Source organism: Alteracholeplasma palmae J233 (genome assembly GCF_000968055.1).
Lineage (GTDB): Bacteria > Bacillota_I > Bacilli_A > Acholeplasmatales > Acholeplasmataceae > Alteracholeplasma > Alteracholeplasma palmae.
The window spans coordinates 1,375,800-1,394,630 of sequence record NC_022538.1 but is presented as its reverse complement, the minus strand read 5'-3'; the positions used below and the strand labels follow the sequence as shown (position 1 = coordinate 1,394,630).

Below are 18,831 nucleotides of genomic sequence, written 5' to 3'. Positions count from 1 at the left end.
GTGTGGAATATGGGATATCGTACTGTCCAATACGGAAAGAAAGCAAGTCGTCGTAATTACTCAAAAATGAATTATGATATAGATTTACCAAATCTTATCGAAATACAGACTCAATCTTTCGAACGGTTCTATAAAGAAGGTGTACAAGAGTTGCTAAAAGACATCTCACCAATTGAAGGACATAACGGTGATTTAAAACTCTATTTTGAAGAGTGTTTTTTTGCCGAACCTAAATATGGTATTTTAGAGTCTAAAATTCGAGATATTAACTATTCTCGCCAATTATCAGCTAAGGTAAAACTTGAAAATGCTGTAACTGGTGAAATTAGAGAAAGTGTTGTTTTAATGACTGAATTACCAATGATGACCCCAGCAGGTACATTCGTAATTAATGGTGCTGAAAGAGTAGTTGTTTCACAAATTGTTCGTTCAGCTGGTGCTTATTTTACAAGTGAATTAGATAAGAAAATTAACCGCATTAAATTTACAGCACAAGTTATTCCCACTCGTGGAGCTTGGATTGAATATGAACAAGGCTCAAAAGACATTTTATACGCTAAATTAGATCGTTCTAAAAAAGTTCCAATGACTACTTTTATGCGTGCTTTAGGATTTAGTACTAAAAAAGAAATTGAAGAAACTTTTGGAAAGAGCACTTTATTAACTGCTACTTTTGAAAAGGATGAATCAAAAACTTCTGATGATGCAATCATTGACTTATATTCAAAATTGCGTCAAGGTGAAAAAGTTCCAGCTGATGCAGCACGTGAATTCATAAGAGTACGTTTATTTGATCGTCGTCGTTATGATTTAGCAGCTGTTGGACGTTATAAATTTAATAAAAAATTAGACGTTTTAGCAAGAGCAGAAAATACTTTCTTAGCAGAAGATTTAATTAATAAAGAAACTGGTGAAGTTGTATTTGCTAAAGATACTGAAATCACTAAAGAAGTTATTGAACAATTAAAATTACACCGTAACTTATTTAGAAAAGAACTTATTTCTAAAGAAAAGAACTTAGAAAATGAAACACCTGATGAAATTCTAGCAACTAGAATGCCAGATGGTGGGGATGCACTTTACGCTAAGGAAAACATTCTAAACTTAAGAACAGGCGAAGTTTTAGTTACTAAAAATACTGAAATTACTCCAGAAGTTATTACTACTTTAAGAAGAAACCGTCAAGCAATTGATGAAAAAGTAATTAAATACTTTTTAGACTCTAAAGATATTTATCAAAAAGAAGTTGATAGACTAGGTGTTATTGTTGAATCATTTGAAGTTTATACTTACGATGAATCAGGAGACCGTAATACTAATATCAAATTAATTGGTAATGATCAAAGAGAAAATAAAGAACACATTACAATTTCTGATGTTGTAGCAAGCTTAAGCTACTACTTAAACTTATATGATGGACTAGGTTCAGTTGATGATATTGACCACTTAGGAAACCGTCGTTTAAGATTAATCGGAGAATTATTGAAAAATCAATTTAGAATTGGTCTTGCAAGAGCAGAAAAGAATATTAAAGACAAAATGTCTACAACTTCATTTGCTGATGCTGCACCTGCTAATATTATTAATATGACACCACTTGCTGGTGCAATCAAAACTTTCTTTGGTAGTTCACAATTATCACAATTCATGGATCAAATTAATCCACTTGCTGAACTTACACAAAAAAGAAGAGTTTCTGCATTAGGTACTGGTGGTATCGCAAGAGATAGAGCCGGCGTTGAAGTACGTGACGTTCACAACTCTCACTACGGTAGACTTTGTCCAATTGAAACACCAGAAGGTCCATCAATTGGTCTTATTTCATCACTTGCTACATATGCAAGAACTGATGAATATGGATTTATCCAAACACCATTCTTACAAGTTATCCATGAAAATGGTATCTCAAAAGTATCAGATAAAATTACTTATTTAACAGCTGATCAAGAAGCTGGAGAAGTTATCGCATCTGCTGCATCGCCATTAAATCCAGATAATAGTTTCAAAGAAGAAAGAATTATCGCAAGAAGTAATGGTGAAACTGGTATGTATGAACAACATGAAATTACATTCATGGACGTTTCTCCAAAACAAATTGTTTCAGTTGCGACATCATCAATTCCTTTCTTAGAACATGATGATGCTTCACGTGCACTTATGGGTGCCAACATGCAACGTCAAGCTGTTCCGTTATTAGCTCCAGAATCTCCAATTGTGGGTACTGGTATTGAATACCGTGCGGCAAAAGATTCAGGTTGTGTAATTGTTACTAAAAATGCAGGTTATGTAACATATGCTGATGCTAAAAAGATTATTATCACTGAAGAACCAACAGATGTTGTTTCAATCGGTGGAAGAATTATTTATGAACCAAATAAAGAATTTAACTATATGATTGCTAAAGAATTACATGATTACGGTATGGCACCAGAATCAGAATATGAATTAATCCAATTCTTCCGTTCTAACCAAGACACATTAGTTTTACAAAAACCAATTGTAGTTGCTGGAGAATATGTTGAAGCTGGAGATATTATTGCTGATGGTCCATCAACTGATCAAGGTGAATTAGCATTAGGTAGAAACGTTACCGTGGCATTTATGACATGGGAAGGTTATAACTATGAAGATGCGATTATTATGTCAGAAGAATTAGTTAAAAATGACGTATATACTTCAATCCATATTGATGAATATGAAATTGAAACTCGTGAATTAAAAACTGGTACAGGTAAGGAAGAAATCACAAGAGAAATTCCTAACGTTGGACCAGATGCAATTAAGAATTTAGATGAAAAAGGTATTATCATACCAGGATCAGAAGTAAAAGAAGGAGATATTTTAGTAGGTAAAATTACTCCAAAAGGTATTTTTGAACCATCACCATCTGAAAAATTAATTCACGCTGTTATCGGTGAAAAATCAAGAGAATATAGAGATTCATCATTACGTGTTCCACACGGTGGTGGTGGAGTTGTTCAAAGTATTCGTTACTTCTCTAAGAAAAATGGAGATATCTTACCTTCAGGTGTAAACGAAACAATTCGTGTATACATCGCTAAGAAACGTAAAATCTCTGAAGGAGATAAAATGGCTGGACGTCATGGTAACAAAGGGGTTATTTCTAAAATACTTCCTAAAGAAGACATGCCTTACATGGAAGATGGAACAACTGTTGATATCATGTTAAACCCACTTGGGGTTCCTTCTCGTATGAACATTGGACAAATCTTAGAAATCCACTTAGGTATTTCAGCTAAGAGATTAGGTATTAAAGTTGCTACTCCAGTATTTGATGGTGTAGAAGACAAAGATTTAAAAGATATTATGGCTGAAGCTGGATTAGAACCAGATGGTAAAACAACACTTTATGATGGTAGAACCGGTGAACCTTATGAAAACAGAATCTCAGTAGGGGTTATGTACATGATTAAGTTATCACACATGGTTGATGATAAACTTCATGCAAGAAGTGTTGGGCCTTATACATTAGTTACACAACAACCAATGGGTGGTAAAGCTCAAAATGGTGGACAAAGATTCGGAGAAATGGAAGTTTGGGCATTATATGCTTATGGTGCTGCTCATACATTACAAGAAATGTTAACTGTTAAATCAGATGATATGATTGGTAGAAATAAAGTATATAGTGCAATTACTCATGGTAAACCAATTCCAAAAGCATCAATTCCAGAATCATTTAGAGTATTAACAAGAGAATTACAAGCACTAGGCTTATATGTAGAATTAGTTGATGCCGCAACAGGAGAAAACGAAGCTACAAAATCATTAGTAGATCAAAATAAAAAGGGAGGTCTACAGTAATGGCTAAAGAAAAATTAACATTACACGTTGAAGCACTTAATTTATCTGAAAGCACCTTAGAAAAACTAAAACTTTCAGGAATTGGTCAACTAGAAGATTTCAATACTTTTGATTTAAAAGAATTAAAATCATTATTAGGCGATGCATTTTCTGAAGTTGTAGAAGTTTTAGCAAAATATGCATTACCAAGCCAATTAGGTGAACTTAATTTAAATGATGAAACTATCGAAGTATTAAATAATGCTGGAATCAATGATTTTAAAGAATTATTAGAATTTGATAGAAATGAACTTTATCATATCTTAGAAAATGATAAATTTAATTTACAAGATGTTAACGATCTTCTTGAAACTTACCATCAAAGAACATTAGATGGTAAAGAAGAAGAAGTTGTATTAGAAGAACAAGTAGTAGAACAAACTGCAGAAGAAAGATTCCAAAAATTTGTTCAACCAGTAGACAAAGGATACGGAAGCCGTACATTTAGCCATTTTAAAATTCGTTTAGCATCTCCAGATGAAATTAGACAATGGTCATATGGTGAAGTATTAACTCACGAAACTATCAACTACAGAACATCTAAACCTGAACCAGGCGGATTATTCTGTGAAAGAATTTTCGGACCAACAAGAGATTACCAATGTTCTTGTGGTAAAAAACAAACAGGAAACAAAGGACAAATTTGTCCTAAATGTGGTATTGAAATTACTGAATCTAAAGTACGTCGTGAACGCATGGGGCACATTGAATTAGAAGCTCCAGTAGTTCATACATGGTATTTAAAAAACTCACCTTCTCGTTTAGCAATCCTTTTAGGAATTAAAGCTAAAGCATTAGAAGAAGTTGTTTATCATGCATCATACATCGTTACTGATCCAGGAAATACCCCACTTGTTAAAAAACAAATCTTATCAGAACAAGACTACAGTGCATTAACTGAAGACTACGGTAACAGATTTACAGCATTAACTGGTGCTGAAGCAGTTAAAAAACTTTTACAAGAACTAGACTTAGATAAAGAAGTTAAATCTTTACGTCGTCGCTTTAAAACAGCATCTAAACAAAAAAGAGATGCTATTATTAAGAGATTAGAAGTTGTAGAAGCATTCAATAACTCAGATAATAAACCAGAATGGATGGTAATGGATGTTATTCCAGTTCAACCACCAGATTTAAGACCAATGGTACCACTTGATGGTGGACGTTTCGCGACAACTGACATCAATGACTTATACCGTCGTATTTTAAATAGAAATAATCGTCTTAAAAAACAAAAAGAACAACGTGCTCCACGTTTAATCACTAAAAATGAAAAACGTATGTTACAAGAAGCTGTTGATTCATTATTCGATAATGCAAAACGTGGTAAACGTGCTGCAGTTGAAAGAAATAGACACTTAAAATCATTATCAGATATGTTACGTGGTAAACAAGGTCGTTTCCGTCAAAACTTACTTGGTAAACGTGTTGACTACTCAGGACGTTCAGTAATTATTGTTGGACCAGACTTACAAATGTACCAATGTGGTATTCCACGTGAAATGGCTGTTACATTATTCAAACCATTTATTTTAAGAGAATTACAAGAAATGACTGGTGTTGATAAACGTAGTGCTAATAACAGATATGAAAAAATGGATGATGATGTATTTAGAGCATTAGAAAAAGTAGTAAGAGAACATCCAGTATTACTTAACCGTGCCCCTACATTACACCGTTTAGGGATTCAAGCATTTGAACCTAAATTAATTGATGGTAAAGCGATTCGTTTACACCCACTTGTTACCCCAGCGTTTAACGCTGACTTTGATGGGGACCAAATGGCTGTTCACGTTCCATTATCAATTGAAGCACAAGCAGAAGCTAGATTATTAATGTTAGCATCTAATAACATTCTAGACCCTAAAGATGGTAAACCAGTTGTTACTCCATCACAAGATATGGTTTTAGGTAACTACTACTTAACAATCGAAGAAAATAGAGATCGTGTATTAAGTGGTTATGATGCTGAAAATAGAACTAAGCAACATGCTTATAAAAACCGTAATGAAGGTAAATTCTTTGTTGATATTGCAGAAGCTGAAATGGCTTATCAAAATCATGAAATTGAATTACATACAAGAATTATCTTAAAACCTCAAGCAGTTAAACAAACATTTACTAAAGAACAAAACAGTAAATATTTAGTGACTACTTTAGGAAAATTAATTTTCAATAGAATTTTACCTGAAAGTTTCCCATATTTAAACGAACCAACACAATATAATCTAGAAGTTCAAACACCAGATATTTACTTTATTGATAAAGGTGTAAACCCAGAAGATGTATTAAAAGATATTAAAACACCAGAACCATTTAAGAAGAAATTTTTATCAATGATTATTGCCCAAGTCTTTAAACAATTCCATATTAGCGAAACATCTAAGATGTTAGATAGATTAAAAGACTTAGGATTCAAATATTCAACAATTGCTGGTATTACAATTTCATTTGCTGATATTAATGTTTACTCTAATAAAGAAGCTTTAATTGCAGAAGTAAAAGAAAAGATTGCTGGTATTGAAGAATGGTATGAAGATGGTTTATTAACAGATTCAGAACGTCGTAATTTAGTTATTCAAGAATGGAAAGACGTACGTGATAAGATCCAAGATGGATTAATGAAAGAATTTGATGAAGATAACAATATCTTTATGATGAGTGATTCAGGAGCACGTGGTAGTGCATCTAACTTTGCTCAGTTAGCTGGTATGCGTGGACTGATGAATAACCCTAAAGGGGATATTATTGAAGTTCCAGTACAAGCATCATTTAGAGAAGGATTAACAGTGTCTGAATTCTTTATTTCAACTCACGGTGCGCGTAAAGGTTCTACCGATACAGCGCTTAAAACAGCTGAATCAGGATACTTAACTCGTCGTTTAGTAGACGTTTCACAAGATGTTATTATTGTTGAAGATGACTGTGGATCACACCGTGGACTTGTCGTTTCAGCAATCGAAAGTGATGGAAAAGAAATCGTTCCATTATATGATAGAATCTTTGGACGTTTTGCAAGTAGAGATGTTATCCATCCTAAAACAAAAACTGTTATTGTAGCTCGTAATGAATTAATTACTGATGATATCGCAGCTGAAATTGTTGAATCAGGACTTAAATCAGTTGAAATTAGAAGTGTCTTAACATGTAACTCAGAACATGGTATTTGTGCTAAAGACTATGGTATGAATTTAGCTACTAATAAAGTAGTTGAAGTTGGAGAAGCTGTTGGGGTAGTTGCTGCTCAATCAATTGGTGAACCAGGTACACAGTTGACGATGAGAACATTCCATACAGGTGGGGTGGCATCAGCATCAGATATTACCCAAGGGTTACCTCGTATTCAAGAATTATTTGAAGCAAGAAATCCAAAAGGGAAAGCAGTTATTACAGAAGTATCAGGTAAAGTTAAGTCAGTTGAACGTCGTGGTGGATCATCTATCGTTACAATCACTGATGAACTAAACCCAGATAAAGAATATAAATATACACTAGATCCAAATGTTGAATCATTAGTACGTAAAGGTGCATCAGTTAAAGCTGGTCAAAAATTATCTTTAGGTTCTATTCATCCACGTGAGTTATTACGTGCAGGATCTGCAGAGCTTGCTCAACAATATATCTTAGAAGAAGTTCAAAAAGTATACCGTGCTCAAAACGTTGCGATTAGTGATAAACATATTGAGGTAATTATCCGTCAAATGTTAAGAAGAATCTCAGTTGTTTATGAAGGAGATACTGAATTACTTCCAGGAACAGAAGTATCAATTAATGAATTTAAACGTGCTAATAGAAAAGCTATTTCTGAAAGAAAACGTTTAGCAGTAGGTAGACCAATATTACTTGGTATTACACGTGCATCATTAAGAAGTGATTCATTCTTATCAGCAGCATCATTCCAAGAAACAACAAGAATTCTTACAGATGCAGCTATTAAAGGTAAAGTGGATGAATTACATGGTCTAAAAGAAAATGTTATTATCGGTGGATTAATCCCTGCTGGTACTGGTATTTTAAATGCCGAACATTTTGAATATGATAAACCTGAATCATTTGATTCATATGATGAAGATTTAGATTGATAAAATTTCAAAGACACTTAGCAAATTTGCTAGGTGTTTTTTTATAGACAACCAAATAATTATTATAAAATAATTTGATATTGATGATAAATACTGAAGAAATAAAATAAAGAATGAACAAATATTTATAGAATAAATGCTTGATATTAAAAAATCTTAATGCTATAATTTACAGACATAACAGTATTAGAAATAAGAGATAAGTAAATTAGAACCTTCAAATGATTTAGCAAGATCAAATAATAAGGAGAACTATTATATGAGTCAGGTAGAAGTGTACAATAGATTATTTAGGTTTCTAGAAAAAGTCTATTCTGATAAAAAGATTGATGATTTAGGATTATTGCTAGGTGATATGAGAATTTTAGATGATGGTAAGTCAGCTGATCCAGCAATACTTAATGATTGGGAAAAGTATTTTAATAAAGAAATATATGATGATGAAATGATTTATACAAATATTGTTTTATTTTTAGAAGAATATGCTTGTAGGATAAAATCACAAGATTTAAAAGATTTAATTACTTACATCAAAAAGGGGAAAAAAGCTTTCATGAAAAGATTAGTAAATGATTCACTTCATAACAGTAAGGCATGAAGTAAAATTTAATTAAGATCTATGATCCAATAATAGAGATATTTTGTTCTCATAGAAGATATAGGCAAGACTATTTCTATAGCAAGATAAGAAAGTAGGAGGTATTTATTATGTATATATGTCCAGTTTGTGGATATCCTAATTTGAAAGAAGAAGCATATGATGAAAAAAACATTCCATCTGATGAAATATGTCCGTGTTGTGGTTTTCAATTTGGATATGATGATAATTATGATTTAGAGCACTTATCAAAATACCATACCATATGGCGTGATAACTGGATTAAAAATGGAGCTGAGTGGTTTTCTAGAAGAAATCTAAAACCTAGTGATTGGGACTTAAAAGACCAAATGAAGAATTTGGTAAAATAGAAAATAAATATCATTATATTAAAATCTAGAAATTTATTCAAGTTTATTCTAAGATATGAAAGACTCAAAATTATTGAAAGGGATAAAAAATGATAGATTATAATATTATTCTTACGAAATTGAATCAAACTTTAACTATTATTAGAGAACTTACGAGTGTTGAATTTATATCCAATCAAGAAGTAACAGATGTCGATAAAAATGCTAAAAAGTCAATAAAATTGGGTAAAAAGGCAGATGAATATATATGCCAACTTGTTAGATCAAAAGAGGGAATTGAAAAGTATAGATACTGGCTATCATCTACGATAGATTATCAAAGATGGAATGCAGCTTTTAATATGTATCCCTTGTTTCCAAAAGAATGCTTTAAAATATTATTGGAATGTGAAAAAAAGTGTAATGAAGAATTAGAGAAATCAGACATGAATGTGGTAATTAACTTGTATTCCAAAAGTTTTGATAATGACAACATTTTGTATAGAAGGCTAAAAAAAATATATAATGTCGATGACTTGTCCTTAATTTCTAGAGAAAGACTGTAATTAGATATGAAAAGAACTCAGTATACTATAGTTAAATGAAAATAGGTGGTATCTAAATGGACTTAAAAATAAATAAAAACCCAATTAATCAAACTGATTTCTTAAATTTTTTACATGATAAAATTATAGGTAATATAAGAATTGATAATGGTTTTTTAAAAATGGATGTTTGGAATACTTTTAATTTGGCTGAAAAACCAATATATCTTATTTCTTTTAAATGCGGGAAAAGTGTTACGGAATCTATAAATACATATGTATACAAAATTGATAATAGTGAAATTAAAGGTTTTCTTTCTGATTTAGAAGATGTAATTAATAATAGTATAGTTTTTCAAATGATTGATGTTGGATTTATGAATTCAACAATGTTATTTAAAGGGAGTATTGTAGTAGATGGCAAAATGAATAGAAATAATATCATTTTGGAGTTAGTTTTTGATGAAACTGATTCTCTACTAGAAATTAAAAATAATCAATAAGAGTTAGTATTCATTTAGTAAAAATTGAAGTAAAAAGATGAACTAAATAGGTTTATCTTAGTAAAAAATTTTATAATATACTAACCTAATAATTGGGATTGTTGCCTGTAATAGACACAATCCTTTTAATATTTAAAGAGCAAATTTTGCAAAAAAATAAAAAAAGGGGTATAATTTAATATTACACTAAATAATAAAAGTAAAAATATCTAATCGTTACTATTATTATGTTAGGTAATAAGAACTAGATTTATTTATGTTTTAAAGTTCTGCATTATAAAAAATAATGAAGTTTGGCAATTGCACGTGTCTTCCAACACTTATTTGTCTTAAATCCTAAAAAGCTTCATACTGATAATGCAGAGCTTTAAAGCATAAAAATAAAAAGTTCTTTTTTTATGTCAAATACTAATGTAGTGCAAATATGGTAAAATAGTAGTAAAATTCAAAGGTGATAAAATGAGAAAAATAAAAATGACTCCTTATATGATTATAGCTTTGTCTTTTTTTACAGTTATTATTCTAGGAACTATTTTGCTTAAACTCCCAATTACATTAAAAGAACACGGATCACTTTCATGGATTGATGCTTTTTTTACCTCTACCTCACTTATAACTATTACTGGATTAACGCCTGTTTTAGATTTAGGAAGTAGTTTTACAATTTTTGGAAAAGTAGTTATAGCATGTATGATCCAAATAGGCGGGCTAAGCGTTTTAACATTAACTGTTTATATTATGACACTTATAGGAAGTAAAATAGGATTTAATAATAGAGCAATCTTAAAAGAAAGCTTAAATCAGAATTCTTTACAAGGTCTCGTTAAATTAGTGAAAAGAATTATTATGATTTCTTTTATCATTGAGTTTATAGGATTTATAATTAATTTATTTATATTTATTCCAACAATGGACAATACGTATCATGCAATAGGTGTGAGTGCGTTTCACGCCATATCCGCTTTTAATAATGCAGGATTAGAAATATTGGGATTTAACAACCATTTTCTTAATTATCATAATAATCTATTGTTTAATATAAACACAGGGGTCTTAAGTATTTTAGGAGGGCTAGGTGTTATTGTTATATATGAAGTAATGAAAAAAAGATCATGGAAAAAATTAAGTATTCAGACTAAGATAACTTTAAAAATGACATTAGGCTTATTAATAATGGGGACCGTTCTTTTTAAATTAATTGAACAAAATCAAATGACATTTTTAGAAGTTTCTTTCCTAAGCATTAATACGAGAACTGCAGGTTTTTTAACAGTGGATTTAACTAAAGTAAAAAGTTTAAGTATAGCAATTATTATTCCTTTGATGTTTATTGGGGCAGGACCTATGTCAACTGGTGGAGGAATTAAAGTCACTACACTTTATGTAATGCTAAAAAGTTTATTTTCATTTGGAAGAGGGAGTCAAACTTTAACGCATAAAAGATTGATAACTGATGAAACTAAAATAAAAGCCTTTGTCTTAATACAAAGTGCAATGATTCTTATAGGTATTTCAACATTCTTATTATTAGCGTTTGAAGAAACAAATATTCAAACAGCTTTATTCGAATCAGTAAGTGCTTTTTCAAATACTGGTATGACTTTAAACTTCACACATAAGATAGGATTGGGTAGTAAAACTATTTTAATACTCATGATGTATATTGGCAGAATTGGTCCACTAACCATTCTACATTTAATATATTCTAAAAAAGCATCTAATAGTAACTTAGTTTACATAGATGAAAAAATTGTTATAGGATAGGTGAAAGATATGAAAAAAACCATTGGTGTCATAGGCCTAGGAAGATTTGGTTTAGAACTTATAAAATCATTAGAACAATCTAATATAGATTTAATTGCGATAGATAAAGATATTGATGCGGTAAGACAAGCAGGAGAATACATTAATAATGTTGTCTGCTGTGATATTACAAATGAAAAAGAATTAAAAGAAACAGGAATATCTAATGCAGACCATGTGATTATAGCGATTGGTCAAGATAAAATGGAAAACTTATCTCATGTTATTTTAACTATTATGAGATTAAAACAATTAGGCGTAAAAGAAATTACTGCTAGAGCAGATAAAGATGATTATGCTCAAGTCTTTAAAATGGTCGGAGTGAATAATGTTGTCTATCCTCTATCGATTGCTGCTGAGAGAGTTGCTAATAAGATTGTTGGAAATGTAGCAGATTACTTTAATATTAAAAATGATTTTGATGTCTATGAAATAGAGATATCAGAAACATTTGAAACAGTATCATTAATTGATCTAAATCTTAGAAATAAATATAAAGTAAACATTTTATTGATTCAAAGAAATAACCAAATGATTACGCCAACGAGTACTGACTACTTAATGGCTAATGATCATATTTTTGTGTTCGGAAGAAAAAAAGAATTGCCTAAAATGGTAAATTTTTTCTCAAATAAAATATAAGAAGGTGCATAAAATGATTAAACGACATGATATAAAAGAAGAATGGGCTCATTCTGGTGTGATTGAAGCAGGAGATTTTATTTTTGTAGGATACTGCGTAGGTAATATTGGTCAATCTATTGAAAATCAAGTAAGAGGTGCTGTTGAACATTTAGAAAAAAGGTTAAAATTGGTTAATCTTGACCTAGAAAGTGTTGTTCAAATGGATATTTTATTCAAAGATATCTGGAATATTCCTATCATGGAAAAAGTATTAAAAGAAAAATTTAATGGAAAATATCCAGTAAGAAAATCAATTCAAACAGAATTTGCTCATATAGGTGGAGAAAATGGTCTTTTATTTCAATTAGATGCTATTTGTTATAGAGGAAAATAAAAAATAAAAAAAGCTTAAAATATTGACAATTATACTAAAAAAATATATAATAAGAATGTTGTGTGTAACAATCACAAATTTTTTTGAACTGTTGGCTTTGTTAAGCCAATAATATTTTTGAAATAAAAATGAAACACTTGGATATGTGTTTCAAGAAAGGAGCAACAAATGCCAACAATATCACAACTTGTAAAAAAAGGAAGAACAGATAAAACTGAAAAATCAAAATCACCAGCTTTAGCTTATGGTTTTAACTCTTTACAAAAAAGAGAATCAGACTACTCTTCACCACAAAAACGTGGAGTATGTATTCGTGTTACAACTATGACTCCTAAAAAACCAAACTCTGCATTACGTAAATATGCTCGTGTTCGTTTAAGCAATGGAACAGAAGTAACAGCTTATATTCCAGGAATTGGACATTCACTTCAAGAACATAGCGTTGTGTTAGTACGTGGTGGTCGTGTTAAAGACTTACCAGGGGTACGTTATCATATCGTACGTGGTACATTAGATACAACAGGTGTTGCAAACCGTAAACAAGCTCGTTCAAAATATGGTGCTAAAAGACAAAAAGTTAAGAAATAATTAATTAAAAAAATAAAAAAATAATCTATAGGAAGTAGGTGAACATTGTGCCACGTAAAGGACATATCGTTAAACGTGATGTATTACCAGACCCAATTTATGGTTCTAAATTAGTTACACGTATTGTGAATACTATTATGGAAGATGGGAAAAAAGGTACTGCACAAAGTATTTTATATGAAGCATTCGATAAAGTTAAAGAAGTAACTGGACGCGAAGCTATTGATGTATTTAATGAAGCATTAAATAATGTTATGCCAGTTTTAGAAGTACGTTCTCGTCGTATCGGAGGACAAAACTATCAAGTACCAGTGGAAGTGAGACCAGAACGTCGTCAAACTTTAGGACTTAGATGGTTAATCCAATATGCTAGAGTTCGTAATGAAAGAACTATGGTTGAAAAATTAGCAAAAGAAATCGTTGATGCTGCAGCAGGAACTGGAGCAGCAGTCAAAAAAAGAGAAGATACCCACCGTATGGCTGAAGCTAACAGAGCTTTCGCACATTACCGTTGGTAATTAAGGAGAATTTGAAATATGCCTCGTCAATTTCCACTTTCAAGAACGCGTAATATAGGTATCATGGCCCATATTGACGCAGGGAAAACAACAACTACAGAACGTATTTTATACCACACAGGAAAAATCCATAAAATTGGTGAAACACATGATGGTGCTGCACAAATGGACTGGATGGCTCAAGAACAAGAACGTGGTATTACTATTACATCTGCAGCAACAACAGCATTCTGGAGAGAACACCGTATTAACGTAATCGATACCCCAGGGCACGTTGACTTTACTGTAGAAGTTTCTAGATCATTACGTGTATTAGATGGTGCTGTAACAGTAATCGATGCACAAGCAGGGGTTGAACCTCAAACTGAAACAGTTTGGCGTCAAGCTACTGAATATAAAGTTCCACGTATCGTATTCGTTAATAAAATGGATAAAATAGGTGCAAACTTTGCTCATGCAGTAAAAACTTTACATGATCGTTTAGGTGTAAGAGCTGTTCCTATACAATGGCCAATCGGAGCTGAAAATGACTTTGATGGTATCATTGACTTAGTAGACTTAAAAGCTTACCACTATGATGGTAATGCTGATGAAGTTGCTACTGAAATTGCAATACCTGCTCACTTAGTAGATATTGTTAATGAAAAACATAAAGAATTAGTTGAAGCAGCTGCTGACTTTGATGAAGAATTAATGATGGCTTACTTAGAAGGTGAAGCAGTTTCACCAGAAGCAATCAAAAAAGCTATTCGTAAAGGTACATTAGCAGTAGAAATCTTCCCAGTATTATGTGGTACTGCCTTTAAAAATAAAGGTGTTAAAAAAGTATTAGATGCTGCTATAGATTACTTACCAGCTCCAACTGATATTGATTCAGTAATTGGTCAAAATGCTGAAGGCGAAGAAATAGTACGTCACCCTAGTGATGATGAACCATTTACAGCATTAGCATTTAAAGTTATGACTGACCCATATGTAGGAAAATTAACATTCTTCCGTGTGTATGCAGGGGTTGCAACTGCTGGATCATATATTAAAAATACAACAAAAGATGAAAAAGAACGTTTCGGACGTTTACTTCAAATGCACGCTAACTCACGTGAAGAAATTAAAGAAGTTTATGCAGGAGATATCGCTGCAGCAGTTGGTTTAAAAGCAACTACTACAGGAGATACTTTAGCAGGAGAAAAAGATGACATCATCTTAGAATCAATGAACTTCCCTGAACCAGTTATCGAAATTGCAGTTGAACCTAAAACTAAGAATGACCAAGATAAAATGGGTACTGCTTTAACTAAATTAGCTGAAGAAGATCCAACATTCAGAGTTTATACAAACCAAGAAACTGGACAAACAATCATCGCAGGAATGGGAGAACTTCACTTAGATATCATCGTTGACCGTATGAGACGCGAATTCAAAGTTGAAGCTAACGTTGCTGAACCTCAAGTTTCATACCGTGAAACAATCACTAATGAAGCTGAAATCGAAGGAAAATTCATCCGCCAATCAGGTGGTCGTGGACAATATGGACACGTTTGGATTAAATTCGAACCAAATCCAGGTAAAGGATTCGAATTCGTTGATAAAATTGTTGGTGGTGTTGTTCCTCGTGAATATATCCCAGCTGTTCAAAAAGGATTAGAAGAAGCTCTACCAGGTGGTATTATTGCTGGTTACCCTATTATAGATATTAAAGCAACTTTATTTGATGGTTCATACCACGATGTCGATTCATCAGAAATGGCATATAAGATTGCTGCATCAATGGCTTTAAAAGCTACTAAAAATAATAACGCTAACCCAGTATTGCTAGAACCAATCATGGACGTTGAAGTTGTTACACCTAATGACTATGTAGGTAACGTTATTGGAGACTTAACTTCAAGACGTGGACGCCTAGAAAGTCAAGAAGGACGTGGAAATGCAGTAGCAATCCGTGCTTATGTACCACTTTCAGAAATGTTCGGTTATGCAACATCATTACGTTCAAATACACAAGGACGCGCTAACTTCGTAATGCAATTCTCAAATTACGAACGTGCTCCAAAATCAATTACAGAAGAAATTATCAAGAAACGTAGTTAATAGATACTACATACTTGCAAAAAGTCATCACTTAATATAAAATATAAGATGATGTATAACTTATTTATTAAAATAAAATAGGAGGAATTATCCAAAATGGCAAAAGAAAAATTTACAAGAACTAAACCACACGTTAACATTGGTACTATTGGCCACGTTGACCACGGTAAAACTACATTAACAGCAGCTATCACTAACGTATTAGCTGGTAAAGGATTAGCACAAAAACGTGCATACGATCAAATCGATGGTGCACCAGAAGAAAAAGAACGTGGTATTACAATTAATACTTCACACGTTGAATATGAAACAGACAACCGTCACTACGCTCACGTAGACTGCCCAGGACATGCTGACTATGTTAAAAACATGATTACAGGTGCTGCTCAAATGGATGGTGGTATCTTAGTAGTATCAGCTGCAGACGGCCCTATGCCTCAAACTCGCGAACACATCTTATTAGCTCGCCAAGTTGGGGTACCTAAATTAGTAGTATTCTTAAACAAATGTGACTTAGTTGATGATGAAGAATTATTAGACTTAGTTGAAATGGAAGTACGCGAATTACTTTCAGAATATGACTTCCCAGGAGATGACATTCCAGTTATCCGTGGATCAGCTTTCCAAGCATTACAAGGTGATGCTAAATGGGCTGAAAAAATTGAAGAATTAATGGCAGCTGTTGATGCTTATGTTGATACACCAGTTCGTGCAACTGACAAACCATTCTTAATGCCAGTTGAAGACGTGTTCACAATTACAGGACGTGGAACTGTTGCTACAGGACGTGTTGAACGTGGACAAGTTAAAGTTGGTGAAGAAGTTGAAATCGTTGGTATCAAAGATACTAAGAAAACAACTGTTACAGGTGTTGAAATGTTCCGTAAATTATTAGACTTCGCAGAAGCTGGAGACAATATCGGTGCATTATTACGTGGTGTTTCACGTGATGACGTTGAACGTGGACAAGTATTAGCTAAACCAGGTTCAGTTAAACCTCATGCTAAATTTGAAGCTCAAGTTTACGTATTATCAAAAGAAGAAGGTGGACGTCATACTGCATTCTTCTCAAACTACCGTCCTCAATTCTATTTCCGTACAACTGACGTTACAGGTATTATTACCTTAAAAGAAGGAACTGAAATGGTTATGCCAGGAGACAACACTGAAGTAGTTGTAGAATTAATTCACCCAATCGCTATCGAAGAAGGTACTAAATTCTCAATCCGCGAAGGTGGACGTACTGTTGGTGCTGGTTCAGTAGTTAAAATTCTTGGTTAATTAAAGAAAATTTTAAAGAAGGAAGTTAAATTCCTTCTTTTTTTATGCTTAAATGCTAAATAAATAAAATCGATACAGATGACTTTTGTGTTATAATACTTTAAAGAAGGCAGGAATATATAATGATTATAGATACCCACGCACATTTGAATATAGAAGAGTTTTCTTTAGATCTAGAAACAGTTTTAAATAATGCTAAACGTAATAACATAAGTAAAATAATTGTTATAGGAATGAATGATGAAACTAACGCAAAAGCGGTAGAATTAGCAGAAAAATACGAAGAATTATACGCTGCTGTCGGTATACACCCTAGTTACATTGAAAATGAATCTTATGAAACGATTACTAAATACTTAAAACATCCTAAAGTCGTATCAGTTGGTGAAATAGGTACTGATCTTTATTGGGTAAAAGATAATATAGAAAAACAAAAAGAATACTTTAAAGCTCAAATAGAAATAGCAATTAAATACAACAAACCTATTATTATTCATACAAGAGAGTCATTTCATGAAGCTTATGAAGTATTGTTACCTTATAAGGGACAGATAAGAGGAGTTTTCCATTGTCTTACCTCTAGTTTAGAAGATGCTAAAAAGGCCTTAGAATTAGGTTTTTATATTGGAATAGGCGGTGTTTTAACCTTTAAAAAAGCTATAAATGTCCATGAGATAGCAGTCAATATTCCATTAGATAAAATCTTATTAGAAACAGATGCGCCTTATTTAGCACCTGTTCCATATAGAGGAAAAAGAAATGAACCAGCTTATACTAGGATGGTTGCGATAAAATTAGCAGAATTAAGAAATATATCAGTAGAAGAAGTAGAATCAGTGACAACCCAAAATGCAATAAAACTATTTAGTTTATGAGGTATAAAAATGAAAAATAAAGTTAAAATAATCATCTTACTATTTATTGGAGTGTTTACTTTAGTAGGCTGTACCCCAAATGTTTATGTGAATGATGCGGAAAAACAAAGAATAGAATTAATAGAAAAATTAGAAAAAACAACAGTAGCATTGGCAATAGAAAAAATGAATGGATCAAGTCTAGGCTCAGGAACTATTTTTAAAAAAGAAACAATAGACTCTCAAAACAGATATTATGTACTTACAAATAAACATGTTGTAGAGGGTGGTATAACAGCTAAAGTTCAAATTGGTAATAGCATAGAAGAAGGAAAAATATTCCATAAGTTTCAAACAAGTCATTCATATGATGATATAGCTATCGTTACATTTGATAGTAAAAAGATTTATCAAATCCAAGAATTGATTCCATATGAAAGAAATACACAAGTTGTACTTAAAAAAGGACAAGATGTTTTAGCAATAGGAACCCCACTTAAAATTACTAATTATAATATGACTACAAACGGTATCATATCATTAGTTTCAGAAAAATGGATTGTTCATACAGCATCTATCTTTCCAGGTAATAGTGGTGGACCATTATTTGATAGTAAGGGGACTTATATTGGAATGAATACATCTCGTGATACTAATGAATCAGATATTTCTCATGCAATACATGTAAACTATATCGCAGAAAAATTAGTAGAATTATTTAGTTCTCAGGCAAACTAAA

The 18,831-nt window shown here is 32.0% G+C and carries 15 protein-coding genes; all 15 read left to right on the top strand.

What is annotated here, in order from left to right:
* Positions 1-9: 9 nt before the first annotated feature.
* The 15 genes from rpoB (at position 10) to BN854_RS06350 (ending at position 18,830) form a co-directional block, all read left to right on the top strand.
* Positions 10-3,825 (top strand): DNA-directed RNA polymerase subunit beta, encoded by a 3,816-nt coding sequence (gene rpoB / locus BN854_RS06420; RefSeq protein WP_030003733.1) that lies wholly within the window; start codon positions 10-12, stop codon positions 3,823-3,825.
* Positions 3,825-7,946: a DNA-directed RNA polymerase subunit beta' gene (gene rpoC, locus BN854_RS06415; RefSeq protein WP_030003732.1), complete on the top strand. Its 4,122-nt coding sequence runs from the start codon at positions 3,825-3,827 to the stop codon at positions 7,944-7,946. Before rpoB ends, rpoC begins: the two co-directional genes overlap by 1 nt.
* Positions 7,947-8,205: 259 nt before the next feature.
* Positions 8,206-8,544 (top strand): hypothetical protein, encoded by a 339-nt coding sequence (locus BN854_RS06410; protein ID WP_030003731.1) that lies wholly within the window; start codon positions 8,206-8,208, stop codon positions 8,542-8,544.
* A 110-nt stretch (positions 8,545-8,654) separates the two neighbouring features.
* Positions 8,655-8,915 carry a hypothetical protein gene (locus BN854_RS06405; RefSeq protein ID WP_030003730.1) on the top strand — a complete coding sequence of 87 codons (261 nt, stop codon included), beginning with the start codon at positions 8,655-8,657 and terminating at the stop codon, positions 8,913-8,915.
* Positions 8,916-9,004: 89 nt separating this feature from the next.
* The gene (locus BN854_RS06400) at positions 9,005-9,460 is read left to right on the top strand and encodes a hypothetical protein (RefSeq protein ID WP_030003729.1); all 456 of its coding nucleotides are present in this window, start codon (positions 9,005-9,007) and stop codon (positions 9,458-9,460) included.
* Between the two features lie 56 nt (positions 9,461-9,516).
* On the top strand, positions 9,517-9,942 hold the full coding sequence (locus BN854_RS06395) for a hypothetical protein (RefSeq protein WP_030003728.1): 426 nt from the start codon (positions 9,517-9,519) through the stop codon (positions 9,940-9,942).
* 459 nt (positions 9,943-10,401) lie between these two features.
* Positions 10,402-11,706: a TrkH family potassium uptake protein gene (locus tag BN854_RS06390; RefSeq protein ID WP_030003727.1), complete on the top strand. Its 1,305-nt coding sequence runs from the start codon at positions 10,402-10,404 to the stop codon at positions 11,704-11,706.
* Positions 11,707-11,715: 9 nt separating this feature from the next.
* Positions 11,716-12,387 (top strand): potassium channel family protein, encoded by a 672-nt coding sequence (locus BN854_RS06385; protein WP_030003726.1) that lies wholly within the window; start codon positions 11,716-11,718, stop codon positions 12,385-12,387.
* 13 nt (positions 12,388-12,400) lie between these two features.
* Positions 12,401-12,763, top strand: a complete 363-nt coding sequence (locus BN854_RS06380; RefSeq protein WP_030003725.1) for a RidA family protein — start codon at positions 12,401-12,403, stop codon at positions 12,761-12,763.
* Between the two features lie 168 nt (positions 12,764-12,931).
* Positions 12,932-13,351 (top strand): 30S ribosomal protein S12, encoded by a 420-nt coding sequence (gene rpsL / locus BN854_RS06375; RefSeq protein WP_030003724.1) that lies wholly within the window; start codon positions 12,932-12,934, stop codon positions 13,349-13,351.
* A 47-nt stretch (positions 13,352-13,398) separates the two neighbouring features.
* A complete protein-coding gene (gene rpsG, locus BN854_RS06370) occupies positions 13,399-13,869 on the top strand; it encodes a 30S ribosomal protein S7 (protein WP_030003723.1) in 471 nt (156 codons plus the stop codon).
* A gap of 18 nt (positions 13,870-13,887) precedes the next feature.
* Positions 13,888-15,957, top strand: coding sequence for an elongation factor G (fusA, locus tag BN854_RS06365; RefSeq protein ID WP_030003722.1), 2,070 nt, complete (start codon positions 13,888-13,890; stop codon positions 15,955-15,957).
* A 96-nt stretch (positions 15,958-16,053) separates the two neighbouring features.
* Complete coding sequence (tuf, locus tag BN854_RS06360; protein ID WP_030003721.1) at positions 16,054-17,238, top strand: elongation factor Tu; 1,185 nt, start codon at positions 16,054-16,056, stop codon at positions 17,236-17,238.
* 122 nt (positions 17,239-17,360) lie between these two features.
* On the top strand, positions 17,361-18,113 hold the full coding sequence (locus BN854_RS06355) for a TatD family hydrolase (protein WP_030003720.1): 753 nt from the start codon (positions 17,361-17,363) through the stop codon (positions 18,111-18,113).
* A 9-nt stretch (positions 18,114-18,122) separates the two neighbouring features.
* The gene (locus BN854_RS06350; protein ID WP_030003719.1) at positions 18,123-18,830 is read left to right on the top strand and encodes a S1C family serine protease; all 708 of its coding nucleotides are present in this window, start codon (positions 18,123-18,125) and stop codon (positions 18,828-18,830) included.
* Position 18,831 lies beyond the last annotated feature (1 nt).

What these genes read in the sequence shown, in the direction of transcription:
- rpoB (WP_030003733.1), top strand. Translation starts at nt 10, where the DNA reads ATGGGATATCGTACTGTCCAATACGGAAAGAAAGCAAGTCGTCGTAAT.
- rpoC (WP_030003732.1), top strand. Translation starts at nt 3,825, where the DNA reads ATGGCTAAAGAAAAATTAACATTACACGTTGAAGCACTTAATTTATCT.
- BN854_RS06410 (WP_030003731.1), top strand. Translation starts at nt 8,206, where the DNA reads ATGAGTCAGGTAGAAGTGTACAATAGATTATTTAGGTTTCTAGAAAAA.
- BN854_RS06405 (WP_030003730.1), top strand. Translation starts at nt 8,655, where the DNA reads ATGTATATATGTCCAGTTTGTGGATATCCTAATTTGAAAGAAGAAGCA.
- BN854_RS06400 (WP_030003729.1), top strand. Translation starts at nt 9,005, where the DNA reads ATGATAGATTATAATATTATTCTTACGAAATTGAATCAAACTTTAACT.
- BN854_RS06395 (WP_030003728.1), top strand. Translation starts at nt 9,517, where the DNA reads ATGGACTTAAAAATAAATAAAAACCCAATTAATCAAACTGATTTCTTA.
- BN854_RS06390 (WP_030003727.1), top strand. Translation starts at nt 10,402, where the DNA reads ATGAGAAAAATAAAAATGACTCCTTATATGATTATAGCTTTGTCTTTT.
- BN854_RS06385 (WP_030003726.1), top strand. Translation starts at nt 11,716, where the DNA reads ATGAAAAAAACCATTGGTGTCATAGGCCTAGGAAGATTTGGTTTAGAA.
- BN854_RS06380 (WP_030003725.1), top strand. Translation starts at nt 12,401, where the DNA reads ATGATTAAACGACATGATATAAAAGAAGAATGGGCTCATTCTGGTGTG.
- rpsL (WP_030003724.1), top strand. Translation starts at nt 12,932, where the DNA reads ATGCCAACAATATCACAACTTGTAAAAAAAGGAAGAACAGATAAAACT.
- fusA (WP_030003722.1), top strand. Translation starts at nt 13,888, where the DNA reads ATGCCTCGTCAATTTCCACTTTCAAGAACGCGTAATATAGGTATCATG.
- tuf (WP_030003721.1), top strand. Translation starts at nt 16,054, where the DNA reads ATGGCAAAAGAAAAATTTACAAGAACTAAACCACACGTTAACATTGGT.
- BN854_RS06355 (WP_030003720.1), top strand. Translation starts at nt 17,361, where the DNA reads ATGATTATAGATACCCACGCACATTTGAATATAGAAGAGTTTTCTTTA.
- BN854_RS06350 (WP_030003719.1), top strand. Translation starts at nt 18,123, where the DNA reads ATGAAAAATAAAGTTAAAATAATCATCTTACTATTTATTGGAGTGTTT.